This window comes from Nostoc sp. T09, from assembly GCF_002154695.1.
Taxonomy (GTDB): domain Bacteria; phylum Cyanobacteriota; class Cyanobacteriia; order Cyanobacteriales; family Nostocaceae; genus Aulosira.
The window spans coordinates 37,993-51,528 of record NZ_MTAV01000153.1; the positions used below are offsets into that span (position 1 = coordinate 37,993).

11 protein-coding genes and 1 CRISPR repeat array are annotated in these 13,536 nt (G+C 40.8%); of the genes, 6 read left to right on the top strand and 5 right to left on the bottom strand.

Going from position 1 to position 13,536, the window contains the following annotated elements; translation table 11 throughout:
- Nucleotides 1-33: 33 nt before the first annotated feature.
- From cas1d to BV372_RS27115, 3 genes are all read left to right on the top strand, one after another.
- The gene (gene cas1d / locus BV372_RS27105) at nt 34-1,038 is read left to right on the top strand and encodes a type I-D CRISPR-associated endonuclease Cas1d (RefSeq protein WP_086689587.1); all 1,005 of its coding nucleotides are present in this window, start codon (nt 34-36) and stop codon (nt 1,036-1,038) included.
- Nucleotides 1,039-1,047: 9 nt separating this feature from the next.
- A complete protein-coding gene (gene cas2 / locus BV372_RS27110; RefSeq protein ID WP_086689588.1) occupies nt 1,048-1,320 on the top strand; it encodes a CRISPR-associated endonuclease Cas2 in 273 nt (90 codons plus the stop codon).
- Between the two features lie 255 nt (nt 1,321-1,575).
- Nucleotides 1,576-3,063: direct repeats of the CRISPR family, unit length 37 nt; unit sequence GTTCCAATTAACAATAATCCCTATCAGGGATTGAAAC.
- A gap of 332 nt (nt 3,064-3,395) precedes the next feature.
- Nucleotides 3,396-3,764, top strand: a complete 369-nt coding sequence (locus BV372_RS27115; RefSeq protein ID WP_086689589.1) for a Dethiobiotin synthetase — start codon at nt 3,396-3,398, stop codon at nt 3,762-3,764.
- A gap of 100 nt (nt 3,765-3,864) precedes the next feature.
- Here the strand turns inward: BV372_RS27115 and BV372_RS27120 are convergent, their stop codons facing one another.
- The 4 genes from BV372_RS27120 to BV372_RS27135 form a co-directional block, all read right to left on the bottom strand.
- Nucleotides 3,865-4,476: a hypothetical protein gene (locus tag BV372_RS27120; RefSeq protein ID WP_086689590.1), complete on the bottom strand. Its 612-nt coding sequence runs from the start codon at nt 4,474-4,476 to the stop codon at nt 3,865-3,867.
- A 121-nt stretch (nt 4,477-4,597) separates the two neighbouring features.
- Complete coding sequence (locus tag BV372_RS27125; RefSeq protein WP_086689591.1) at nt 4,598-5,629, bottom strand: zinc-binding dehydrogenase; 1,032 nt, start codon at nt 5,627-5,629, stop codon at nt 4,598-4,600.
- Between the two features lie 141 nt (nt 5,630-5,770).
- Entirely contained in the window at nt 5,771-5,956 is a 186-nt protein-coding gene (locus tag BV372_RS27130) for a hypothetical protein (protein WP_086689592.1), read from the bottom strand.
- 56 nt (nt 5,957-6,012) lie between these two features.
- Nucleotides 6,013-7,080: a glycosyltransferase family 4 protein gene (locus BV372_RS27135; protein WP_086689593.1), complete on the bottom strand. Its 1,068-nt coding sequence runs from the start codon at nt 7,078-7,080 to the stop codon at nt 6,013-6,015.
- A gap of 449 nt (nt 7,081-7,529) precedes the next feature.
- Between BV372_RS27135 and xth the strand changes: the two genes are divergently transcribed.
- The 3 genes from xth to BV372_RS27150 all read left to right on the top strand — a co-directional run bounded on the left by xth (nt 7,530) and on the right by BV372_RS27150 (nt 10,945).
- A complete protein-coding gene (gene xth, locus BV372_RS27140) occupies nt 7,530-8,312 on the top strand; it encodes an exodeoxyribonuclease III (protein WP_086689594.1) in 783 nt (260 codons plus the stop codon).
- 153 nt (nt 8,313-8,465) lie between these two features.
- Nucleotides 8,466-9,341: an SDR family oxidoreductase gene (locus BV372_RS27145; protein ID WP_086689595.1), complete on the top strand. Its 876-nt coding sequence runs from the start codon at nt 8,466-8,468 to the stop codon at nt 9,339-9,341.
- 107 nt (nt 9,342-9,448) lie between these two features.
- On the top strand, nt 9,449-10,945 hold the full coding sequence (locus BV372_RS27150; protein WP_086689596.1) for an HlyD family efflux transporter periplasmic adaptor subunit: 1,497 nt from the start codon (nt 9,449-9,451) through the stop codon (nt 10,943-10,945).
- A 216-nt stretch (nt 10,946-11,161) separates the two neighbouring features.
- Here the strand turns inward: BV372_RS27150 and BV372_RS27155 are convergent.
- Nucleotides 11,162-13,536 (bottom strand): Ser-Thr-rich GPI-anchored membrane family protein (locus tag BV372_RS27155; protein ID WP_306299018.1); only part of this gene is annotated, 2,375 nt, incomplete at its 5' end.

Sequence of the window (13,536 nt, forward strand, 5' to 3'; positions counted from 1 at the left end):
CTGAGGGATTATTGTTAACGTTGGAATAAAATCATGGGAACAATTTACGTCACACAAGATGATTCTTTTATCAGCAAACTTGATGAACGTCTAAACGTTAAATTTGATAAGAAAATAATTTTAGACGTACCGCTGATTAAAGTTGATGGTTTAGTAGTCATGGGACGATCTAGTATTTCTCCTGCGGCTATTGCTGAACTGATTGATAAAAAGATTCCCTTAACTTTTCTCACAAATAACGGTAAATATATTGCTCGATTGGAGCCGGAAATGAGTAAAAACATTTTTGTTCGTAATGCCCAATGGAAAGCCGCAGGTGAATCAGCCCAAGCTGTTCATGTTACGCAAGGTTTTGTCAGAGGTAAATTAAAGAATTATCGCCAGACATTACTACAATCTCAACGCCGCTATGCTGAACTAGATTTGAATGCTGGTATCACTCAATTAACTAATGCGATCGCATCCTTGGAAAAAGCCGATTCTATTAATTCTATCAGAGGCTTAGAAGGTGCTGGCAGTGCAGCATATTTTGGCTGTTTTAATCAACTAATTCGTGTTGATGATTTTAGTTTTACCACCCGTAATCGCCGCCCGCCAATAGATCCAGTAAATTCCCTCTTGAGTTTAGGTTATTCCTTGCTGCGTCATGATATACAAGGAGCTTTAAATATTGTGGGTTTTGACCCTTATTTAGGATACTTGCATACAGAGCGATATGGTAGACCTTCTTTAGCATTAGATTTAATGGAGGAATTTCGACCTTTAATAGTAGATGCTGTTGTTCTCACAGCGATTAATCGCCGGATGCAGACACCAAAAGATTTTATTACCGAACCTGTAAGTAATGCAGTTTCGCTTACTAAAGAAGGTTTGCATACTTTTCTGCGGCTATATCAAGAAAAAAAGCAAGATAAATTTAAGCATCCCGTTTTGCAGAAGCAACATACTTATCAAGAAACTTTTGAAATACAGGCACGTTTCCTTGCCAAATATCTGCTAGGAGAAATTGATAAATATCCACCTTTAGTAATGAAGTAATTAATCCTGATGTTTGTAGTAGTTTCTTACGACGTACCAGAAGACAAACGCCGCACAAAAATTCACAAGGTTCTCAAATCTTATGGACAGTGGATGCAGTATTCGGTTTTTGAATGCGACTTGACACAAACTCAGTATGCTAAACTGCGATCGCGTCTGTCTAAATTAATCAAGCCAGACCAAGACAGCATCCGGTTTTATTTCCTCTGTGCTTGCTGTCAAGGAAAAATTGAGCGCATCGGCGGCGAAATGCCAATCGATACCACGGTATTTTTTGCTTGAGTCTTGCGTCAACCTGTAGGTGTTTGAAAAATAGAGCCAAATTTTACGCCTCGAAAGCTTATCCCCTCTAGCTTTGAACCCTTTTACACCTATTTTGAGGTTGACGCAAACTCCCAAATCCTTTCTACACAAACTTTTCAGCCTTTCGCCCCAATGTCACCCTTGACAACCCAATGCCCCAAAAGCTACTTTAAGTTGAGGTTGACGCAACTGTACCTTGAAAACCAAATATATCAATACTTTCAACTGTGGGCGGTTCCAATTAACAATAATCCCTATCAGGGATTGAAACATTAAATCGGAAGTGCGATCGCGCAATACTCGAAAGTTCCAATTAACAATAATCCCTATCAGGGATTGAAACAAAGCTAACTCATCAAGATGTGGCGCAATATCTAAAGTTCCAATTAACAATAATCCCTATCAGGGATTGAAACATGATGAACGCTTATCAAGTCCAACCCACAGGACAAATCAAGGTTCCAATTAACAATAATCCCTATCAGGGATTGAAACAAGGAATCCTCCCGGTGGCTAAACGGCTGGCTAAAGTTCCAATTAACAATAATCCCTATCAGGGATTGAAACTCTTCGGTTATTGGCAGCACGATTGAGAATGCTATTGTTCCAATTAACAATAATCCCTATCAGGGATTGAAACTTCTAAATTAGAGCGTCGTTCTAAAAACTCCATAATGTTCCAATTAACAATAATCCCTATCAGGGATTGAAACATAATTCAGTGCGAGTTGTAATAAATGTGACTAAGGTTCCAATTAACAATAATCCCTATCAGGGATTGAAACTTGATTTTTCTGTGATTATGAAATTTTGATTATAAGGTTCCAATTAACAATAATCCCTATCAGGGATTGAAACTAGTAGTTCTACTTCTTTCTCGATAGCTCTTGTAGGTGTTCCAATTAACAATAATCCCTATCAGGGATTGAAACCAAATTTTTCTTTACCAACTTTCCATTGATTGCGTTCCAATTAACAATAATCCCTATCAGGGATTGAAACAGAGTTGCTGATAACCTTCCTGAGATTATCCAATGTTCCAATTAACAATAATCCCTATCAGGGATTGAAACTGCTAGGTAATGGTTGAGGAATAACCGAATATTGTTCCAATTAACAATAATCCCTATCAGGGATTGAAACCCTGTGAAGGAGCTTTCTTCAAAAGCTGAGTATGGTTCCAATTAACAATAATCCCTATCAGGGATTGAAACTGGGATTGGCTGATGGTGGAAGCTCCATTACTCGGAGTTCCAATTAACAATAATCCCTATCAGGGATTGAAACTCTACTTACAGATATCCAATCAGCGCAATCTCTACTGTTCCAATTAACAATAATCCCTATCAGGGATTGAAACACAATACTGGCATTCCATGAAGGTGTCTCCTTGAGTTCCAATTAACAATAATCCCTATCAGGGATTGAAACACGAAACTCTAAGCACTCTTTAATCTGTAGCGCCAGTTCCAATTAACAATAATCCCTATCAGGGATTGAAACACCTGTGTATTTGATTGATCTACTCTGCGAATACTAAGTTCCAATTAACAATAATCCCTATCAGGGATTGAAACAAGGCTACATAAAGTAAATTTTTTTCTTGCTCTAATTGCGTTCCAATTAACTAAAATCCCTAATAGGGATTGAAATTTAAATTTGGTTAGATATTTTTTGCATCAAAAAGTTTTAATTATCTAAAATCCTATTAGGGATTGAAACTTGTCATTGAGCTGTAAGCCACTAGATTAGCACCTAGAGCAATACTGAATTATTCGTGAAAAAATAATAATTGTGTAAGGTGGGCAATGCCCACCCTACGAAGTTTGTAGACTAATAAAATTTTTGTTGAGTTTCTGATTAATTAACATCTCTATCAGGAATGGGAACGTGAATGATGTTCAGCTTATAGAGCAAATTCAAGTTGAAATTCATTTAAATTACTAATATGGATTTCAAAGTATTTGAGTTAAAATTCATCACAATCCCTATTAATGGTGATAATTTCTAACTAAGTATTACTACTGAGACATAATCTGCTATAAGCTGAATAAATGAACTACGAAACAGCTCGCAAAATTCTTATAGACCAAGTATTACCAACCGAGGACAACCCAGATTCCTTGTTAATGCGTATGAAGCAGGGAAAACCGCCAGTTCCTGGTCAAATCACCTCGATGTTGTTGGCCTTAAAAGTGGTGTTTGAATCCCTCAAAGAAGCCTCTACTCTCGACAGAGACTTAGCTTTTGCACTTTTTGAGTTAAGCATTAAGACTCAACAGCTATTCGCCGCAGGACGCAAGGCTGGAGTTGATTGGCCGCCATTACTTAAGGAAGATTTGCTACGAATTTCTCTAGCAGCTGAAAGTATTTTTTCTGGTACATGGCAAGCCCCGCCTTCTGGAGGACTTGGCGGGTTATAAAAAGGCTGAAGTCTAAATAATAAAGTATAAAATACCCAACTCTTCAGCTAACTCTATAGTGAAGAGTTTTATCGTTTATCCTGCTTCAGCCTTTATCTATTTAACGATTTCGCAGTTCTGCTTCTAACTTGTCTAAATCGCTTTTGAGCAAAACCGTCATTTGACCAGTGAAAGCTTTGCCAGTCTTAGGCTGTGCAACTTCTATCCAATAGGCGTAGCGATCGCCTACGCGCAATTCTCCTTGCAAAGCTTCCCTAATTGGAGTTTTGGCAAATCGGGCTGAGTTAACCGCACTTTGATTGGGATATTTATAAAGTAGTTGAGCACGACTAAAATCTTGATAAATATCCAGCCCATAAATTACCCGTAAGGCCTCTTGGAAGCGCTCAAATGTCATACCGTTAACAGCATCATACATAGTAATGCGCTCGTTGCGAATCATGCTGCGGTCTTTAGCAAATGCTACTTTACCAGGAGGTAACACCGATGCTAAAAAGGTGAATCGCTGGGCGGCTGTGTCACTCTTTTGTACAAATAATCGCTCTCCACTATTGGGACGTAGAGTGGGATGTGCTTTAATCCAGGTTTCTACTTCTTCTGTTTTTTGCCCTGGTAAAGCATTGGCTTTGAAATCAGCAAGCATTCCCACAGATAGCCAGGACACTAAAGAAACAGGCAAAATCAAAAAAGTAAGCAGAGGTTTTTTTAGCATTTTCTCTTCAGGATTTACATGGAAATACCCCCGTTAGTAGTAACAGGGATGTAACCATAGTTTTCCCGTTTTTCAGCAGAATTATTTCATCTAATCTTTACGTCCCTGCTTGTTTGGGTCATCATTCAGGTGTCAGTGCTACCTTAATTACCTTACGCGCTTTCATATCACTAAACACCTGTGCTAAATCCTTTAACGGGCGATGTTCGCTGATCAGTAGTTCTAAAGGATGTTTACGACTAGTTATCATCGATAGAGCAGCCCGGACATACTCTGGAGTATTATGAAACACACCCTTGAGAGTAAGTTCGCTGTAGTGTAGCTGTTCTGTATTGATGGTAATAGTCGTATCTCGCGGACAACCACCAAATAAGTTAACTGTTGCACCAGGACGGGCAGTTGCGATCGCAGTTTCCCAAACGTTTGGTACTCCAGTTGCTTCAATCACCACATCTGCACCCCAGCCTTGGGTGAGTTCTTTCACGACACCTGGAATATCTTGAATTTGGTGATAGTTAAAAGTCTTAGCTGCACCTAATTTTTTGCCAATTTCTAGCCTTTGGTCATTACCTCCCCACAGCCAAACCTCGGCTTTTGCATCATCAGCTAAAGCTGCGACAAACATTAGCCCTATCGCCCCATCTCCCAACACAACTACCCGATCTTCCGCTTTGATTCGGGTACGTCCTACCCCATGCAATACACAAGCTAAGGGTTCAGTCATCGCTGCCAATTCAAAGGGCAACTCATCAGGAATTCGCAATAAATTATGCTGTACTATTGGCGCGGGAATTTTCAGGTATTCAGCAAAAGTACCATTATTCCAGGTCAAATTTGGGCATAGGGAATATTCTCGCCGTTGACAAAAAAAGCAATTCATGCAGGGTGCAGAGTTATTTGCTACAACGCGATCGCCTATTTGCCAATCTCTAACGCCTTCACCTAATGCAACAATTCGCCCAGCTGCTTCATGACCAAACAAAGTCGGTGGTGTCAGCATTCTGGCATGACCACCACGCCGCCATACTTTTAAATCTGTACCACAAGTTGTAGCAGCACCAACCTGAATTACCACCTCACCAGCAGCAGGAGTTGGATCGGGGACTGCCTCTAGGCGTAAATCTTCTTGACCATAAAGCAAGGCTGCCAACACAGCTTTTGACCTAAATTAATGACTTCACCTGATTTTACCAGGTGAAGTCATCATGATTTTTATTAAAAAACGGCTGATTCAGATTCCTGACTTCCTTGAATTAAATCGGGAATCTTACAACCAAATTAATTAAAAGGATCGCTATGTATTTACTGTCGGTTGGGGTAGTACTCCTGTGTTCCGAGTTTCCGCATTAGACAGACGACTCAGAGTTAATAGTGGTACTTCTTGTCGGCAAGATAGACAAAACCAATAAACTTCGCTATGCCGAATATGGCGCAGGAGGGAACCACCACAACATGGACAAGTGTTGGTTCTCATACTCATAACGATGTCCTCCTTAAAAGAAATGTTGTTGTAAGATGCAAAAAAAATTTTGTTGATTAAAACTGAATTTTGGCAGCATGAATGTGCCCATTCAAGTCTATGCGATCTTTAATAATTTGTTCATAGACTGCTTCATAACCATTAACCATTTGGGCAACGCTAAAATTCTTTTCTACGTGTTTTCTACAGGCGTAGCGATTGAGTTTTAAAGCTTTAGGAATCAGATCTGCCATTTGCTTATAGGTTTGACAGACAAAACCTGTTTCACCATGAGCAATAACCTCTGGTACAGAACCTAGATTCATGGCAATTACAGGTGTACCAGTTGCCATTGATTCAATCATTACCAAACCAAAAGGTTCTTGCCAGGTAATGGGAAAAAGAGTGATTGCAGCATTGCCCAAGAGTTCAGCTTTTTCTGCATGGTTAACTTCACCTAAATATTCAATTTGCTGACCATCTATATGGGGGGCAATCTCTTGTTCAAAAAACTTTGAGTCTACTACATCAATCTTTCCTGCCATCTTCAAGCGCCAACCACTCTGCTTAGCTATGGCGATCGCATGTTGCGGACCCTTTTCAGGGGAAAAGCGCCCTAAGAATGCCAAATATTCTGGTTCTTGAGGTTGTTGCTTAAACGGATAATCTTCCGGCTTAATTCCGTTGTAAACAGTGCCAAAATAGTTTAAATCTATCTGCCGCTGTGCGTCACTAATACTGACGTATGGTTGCTTCTTATGGTGGCTAAATGCTTTCCGGTTCTCCTTTGTAAAGCTGCCGTGCAGAGTATGCACTGTGGGAGTTGGTACTAAACTCGCTAACGATAGTGCTGAAATCCCTACATGGGAGTGAATAATATCGAATTCTTGCGATCGCTGATAAACTTGGCTCAGTTCAAGCATTTCGTACACTGCATACTCTTTGACATTCGGGTCTAAGCGCAATGCTTGCGGATAAACTGCTTCTAAATTAGCCAGAGTTTGGGAATCACTAGAGGCGAATAAAGTGACTTCATGACCGCGAAGAACTAGTTCATCGGTCAAGTGACTCACTACCAGTTCAATTCCTCCGTATGTTGGAGGTGGAACTCGTTCCCATAAGGGGGCGACTTGAGCGATCTTCATATGTTTTGGTTCAGCCGATTAAATAGCTCTCAATGTGAGAACTTACGTCAATGTTTGAGGGCAAAGAATTTATACTTAATCTTCTGAAATTTAAATTAACCAAAACTATGCTCGCAAATGCAATATCGGTTAACCGTACCGCCGAAACAGCACCCATAAATTTCAGTTATTCAGTAATTGCCGCCTAGCGACTACAATACAAAGATACAATAGACTGTTAACTCCTTTCATCTGTCTTGGGGATCATTAGACAATTGCCTATTTTGTAACTTAACCTACTGAATATCAAATTTTGTAGCTGAGAATACTAAATTTTCTTTTGGGATCAATTATTTCCAAGGCTGATTTCAGGAAAAGTGCTTCAATCCTAGAGAAACTATGAATATTAAATAAATCTAAAAACCACCTAATTATTGATTAAATAATTAATTTATGTAAATAAATCCTCAATGAAAATTGCTACTTGGAACGTTAATTCAATTCGCACTCGCCTAGAACAAGTTATTGATTGGTTAAGCCAAAATCCGGTTGATGTACTCTGCTTGCAAGAAACGAAAGTTGTAGATGCAGATTTTCCGCGATCGCCCTTTGAAAAATTAGGTTATAAACTTGATTTTTCAGGACAAAAAGCATACAACGGTGTAGCTTTCATCAGCCGTAAATCGCTTTTAGATGTCAGTACTGGCTTCACATCAATTGTGCCCAATTTACAACCAGAATGGGACGAACAAAAACGGGTAATTACGGGAATTATTGATAATGTTCGGATTGTGAATCTTTATGTTCCCAACGGTGCAGCAGTAGGTAGCGAAAAATACGAATATAAATTGCGTTGGTTAACAGTATTGCGTGAGTATTTACAGTTGCTACTAAAATCACAATCTGCCATCTGTGTATGCGGTGACTTTAATATTGCTTTAGAAGCAAAAGATATTCACGATAAAGTTAAAGCCGACAATCACATCATGGCATCAGAACCAGAACGCCAAGCCCTACGGGATATACTGACACTGGGATTTGCCGATGCTTTTCGCAAATTTACTCAAGAAGGTGGAAACTACAGTTGGTGGGACTATCGCGCCGCTTCCTTCCAGCGTAATTTAGGTTGGCGGATTGACCACCATTATCTAACACCAGTGCTGTATGAGAGCGCTAAAAGCTGCATTATCGATGTTGCACCGAGAAAATTACCCCAACCTAGCGACCATACACCAGTAATTGTGGAATTTTGAACAGGGTGCTGGCAGCAAACGGAGACGCGGAGAAATAATAAATGACAAATGACCATTGACTCTTGACAATTGCCCCATGCCCAATTCCCTTTTTTAGATTAGGGTGTAGATGGAATTTATAATCTCAAAACCTAAATCTAAAATCCTTGTTCTATGATTCTAGTCACTGGAGCAACGGGAGGAATTGGTCGCAAAGTCGTGCGACTGTTACGCCAACAGGAGAAGCCAGTACGGGCATTTGTTCGCCTGACTTCTCATTACAGCGAATTAGAACACCGAGGATCTGAAATCTTTATCGGTGATTTACGGCGGGAAAAGGATATTCAGCAAGCTTGTCGTGGTGTCGAATATATTATTAGCGCCCACGGTTCTGATAGCGATGCTTTATCCCTAGATTATCGCGCCAATATTGAACTCATTGACCAAGCAAAAGCAAATGGAGTTAAACATTTCGTTTTCATTTCTGTACTAGGTGCCGATCGGGGGTATGAAGATGCTCCTGTATTCAAAGCCAAACGCGCAGTAGAGAAATATCTGGAAGCTAGTGGCGTGAATTACACTATTTTACGTCCGGCTGGATTAGCATCGAACTTGCTAACATTAGCAGAACGGTTTCGCGAAACAGGGTTGTATCTACTCATTGGCGATCCCAAAAATCGTACTTCGATTGTAAGTACAGATGATTTGGCCAAGATGGTGGTGGATTCTTTGACAGTTGAAGGCGCTCGCAACCAGACTTTAGCAGTAGGAGGACCAGAGATTTTACTGCGTGGGGATATTCCCCAAATCTTTGGTCGCATCTTCAACAAAGAACCAATAGTAATTAACCCGCCATTATTTGCCCTTGATGGATTACGAAGTGCTTTAGGTTTATTTAATGCCCAAACACAAAAAGCTTTGGGAACCTATCGTACTTTGCTCGCCAGTGAATTTTTCTGCACAAAAGAAGAAATCGCCAAATTAGAGAGAACTTTCGACTTTAAATTGGAGACATTAGAAAATTTTGTGCGGCGTTATTTAGCAGTGTGAAGTAGATAGAAGTCATAAGTCATAAGTCATTGGTCATTTGTCATTAGCACCCAAACAAATGACTAATGACCAAGGACAAATGATAAAGGACAAATAACAAAAATTCTATGAAATATTCCCTAGTTGCGAATGCTACTCAAGCGCGTCAGACAAAACAGCGATTTGCTAAACCAGACGAACAACTATCTTACGAATTGGGTAAAGCAGTACAGGAGTTACCACCGCTATACACCAGATTGTTAGCAGGAACGATCAGCCTCATAGTATTTGGCGCGATCGCCTGGGCACATTTCTCCCAAATCGATGAAGTAGCGATCGCATCAGGGGAATTAATTGCATCTACACAAGTGAGGCCTGTCACATCCCTAGGTGGTGGCACAATTATCAAAATCAAAGTCAAAGAAGGCGATCGCGTCACCAGAAATCAAGTCTTAATTCAACGCGATCCCAACTTGAAGCAAACTGATGTGAATCGTCTTGCTAAAGCTAACAAGTTGATTCAAGAAGACTTGCAACGTTTAGATGCTGAACGCACTGGAGTTAAAACTACTGGTACTAAACTACAAGATGAACTTTTGAACTCCCGGCTTTCCGATTATCAAGCGCGTCAAGCTGCGGCTGAAGCTGAAGCAAATCGCCAGCACGCAATCATGGATCAGGCGAAAGTGCGACTAACTCGGTTGCAAGAAAACTTAGTCAGCGCTAAAAGCAGTTTCGCCAACGCCAAAACTAACCTAGTGAACGCAGAAAGCATCAGTTCTAAAACGGAAGTTAACCTGGCGATCGCCCAAAAAAGAGAAGAAAGCCTACGTACTCTAGTTTCTCCTGGCGCTGTACCTAGAGTCGATTACCTGGAGGCTCAAGAAAGATTAAATCGTGCTACTACAGACATCACCAGAGCCAAAGATGAGGTAACTAACGCCCAGAATAAGATTATAGAGGCTCAAGATAGAGTCACATCTTTAGAAAAAGATATTGCTGCCCAAGCCCAAGAAATTCGCCAAGCTGAACAAGCCTATCAAGCTGCGCGCAATCAAGCACAGCGTTTAGCATCAGAACGCCAAAGTGAAATTCTCACGCAAATCAACAAGCGCAAAGAAGAACTGACCAATGTTGCTGGTCAGTTAGAGCAAGCGCAAAAGCAAGAAGACGAAGAAACTATCAAAGCTCCCTTTGCAGGTACAATTTACAAAATCAAAGCCACCAAAGGTCCAGTACAATCGGGTGAAGAGTTACTGTCTATTTTGCCGGAAGGGGAAGAAATGCTACTAGAAGTTAAAGTCCTCAACCGCGATATTGGATTTATTCGTCAAGGGATGAAAGCTAAGGTAAAATTGGCAACTTTCCCCTTTCAAGAATTTGGTGTCGTAGATGGCGATGTCGTACAAGTCAGCCCTAATGCAACTACCGATAAAGACTTGGGCTTAGTCTTCCCCACCAGAATTAAGCTGCACAAACACTCAATTAATGTGCGGGGTCAAGAAGTAGCTTTAACTCCAGGGATGGCGGCTAATGGTGAAATTGTCACTCGCAAAAAATCAGTTTTGACATTCATTATGGAGCCGGTGACACGACGGTTTAGCGAGGCATTTTCTGTGAGGTAGATTATGAGATCAAAGTTGTATTTTAATTAACACTCACAGGAAGAGAAACTAGTATAACCTGAGTTCAGGATAAGTAATAAGGGCAGGTATTAATCTGAAAATAACATCTTTCTTCAGCAACCTGCCCTATGTTTAAGTGAAATGATGACAATTCTCATCACTTTTCATCAAAATCACCACCAGAATTTCAAGCATTTTTATTTGAATCATGCCATATCATGCAACTGTACCAGTGATAGAGTATTGCCCTAAACTACCGTAATTGCTGTATCCTGTAATCAAATCTCCTTTCCCTGTTCCTTTAAGACTCAGGTAGTATTTGCCCGCGCTGAGATACTTGTTAATACTAACCGATAGGGAATCTGTAGGATCGTAAGTTGCAATCAATTGTCCGAAACTGTCATACAGCTGGACAAGAATATCTAGGTTTGCTCCTAGTTCAAAAGCATTAATATTTAATGCTAGATTACCTCCGTTTGAGTTAAACGTAAACCAGTCAGAGTCTGTATTTCTCTCAATAATTCCGTAAGTTTTCACAGTAGAACCACTAAAGGATAGATTCGAGGCACTACTTAAGGAGCTACCATAGTCGTCTGTGCAATATCCAAAACCATTTTTTTCAGTAATGATAGCTAGATCGTCTTCTGTGTTATTAGCACCAGAGTATTGACCTTTACTCCACTGCGTTAGCTCTTGAGAGTAGCCAACCCCCATGATAGAAGCCCAGCCTTGATGACCTTGATAATATTCTGTACCATCAGTCTTACCATCGTGAGCAAGACCCAAAGTATGCCCCACTTCGTGGGATATTGCTTCAGCAACATATTTTACGTTTCCGTTAGACAAGTTATCTGAAAAGACGAAGGCAGGAGTATCACTATCCCAGTTGAATGAACCAACATAAGCTACACCACCACTAGCACCAGCACCATACCAGGAATTATTTCCGCCAATGACAACACGAACGCCCCATCGTATATCTCCACTACCACTGTTAATTAAATCAGAGGTAGAAGGACTAGCTGTGGTTACATTCACATTGAAAGGAATGAAATCTTCTGCTACTCGTCGCCAAATATTCCAGATATTCTCTAGCTCAGTAGTTGAAAAGCTGGATGTATTGCCATCTGTATCATATGCAGATGTTGTAATGCTATTAGCATAGTTATCATTCCAATAAGTGCCTGTAGTAGTGTGACCATTGAAATCTAGATAGATAGTATGGTTTGCCCCAGCGTTGCTATTGAGTGAAAAGACTTGACTTGCGTTAAAGGGCTGATAGGTAGATGGAACAGTGACAAATGGGGCAACGCTGAAATAGCTATTACCAAAATCCCCAACATTGGTGTTGCTGGTGCTAGTAATGCGGATTTGGTAATCGTTACTTGCAATTAGGTTAGTGGGGACGTACCAAGACTCAACCCCATCACTGAGTGTGGAACTGAACAAAGTACTGTAGAGACTACCTGCTTTGTACAGGTCGATTTTGACATTCTCTGCAATGTTGTCATTCCAAGTGATGTTGTAGGTCGAACCTGCTTGGAAACTTTCACCACCATTGGGACTGGTAACGGTGACAAATGGTGTGGTGACGTTGAAATAGTTATTACCAAAATCCCCAACATTGGTGTTGCTGGTGCTGCTGACGCGAATTTGATAATCGCTAGCCGCCAAGAAGTTAGTGGGGACGTACCAAGACTCAATTCCATCACTGAGTGTGGAACTGAACAAAGTACTGTAGAGATTACCTGCTTTGTACAGGTCGATTTTGACATTCTCGGCAATGTTGTCATTCCAAGCGATGTTGTAGGTTGAACCCGCTTGAAAACTTTCACCCCCATTGGGACTGGTAACTGTGACAAATGGTGTGATGCTGAAATAGCTATTGCCAAAACCCCAAACATTCGCGTTGGTGGTGCTACTGACACGGATTTGGTAATCGCTACCAGCCACTAAGTTAGTGGGGACGTACCAAGACTCAATGCCATCGCTGATTGTGGAACTGAACAAAGTACTGTAGAGACTACCTGCTTTGTACAGGTCAATTTTGACATTCTCGCTAATGTTGTCATTCCAAGTGATGTTATAGGTCGAACCCACTTGGAAACTTTCACCCCCATTGGGACTGGTAACTGTGAGATATGGTGCAGGCGTGACGCTGAAATAGCTATTGCCAAAATCATAAATATTCGCGTTGGTGGTGCTACTGACACGAATTTGATAATCGCTACCTGCAATGAGGTTGCTGGGAACGAACCAAGCCTCAACCCCATCGCTGATTGTGGAACTGAACAAAGTACTGTAGAGACTACCTGCTTTGTACAGGTCAATTTTGACATTCTCCCCAATATTGTCACTCCAAGTGATGTTGTAGGTTGAACCCGCTTGTAAACTTTCACCCCCATTGGGATTGGTGACTGCACGATATGGTGCGGGAGTGACGCTGAAATAGCTATTGCCAAAATCATAAACATTCGTGTTGGTAGTGCTACTGGCACGAATTTGATAATCGCTAGCCGCCACCAAGTTAGTGGGGATTAACCAAGCCTCAACCCCATCGCTAACTGTGGAACTGAACAAAGTACTGTAAA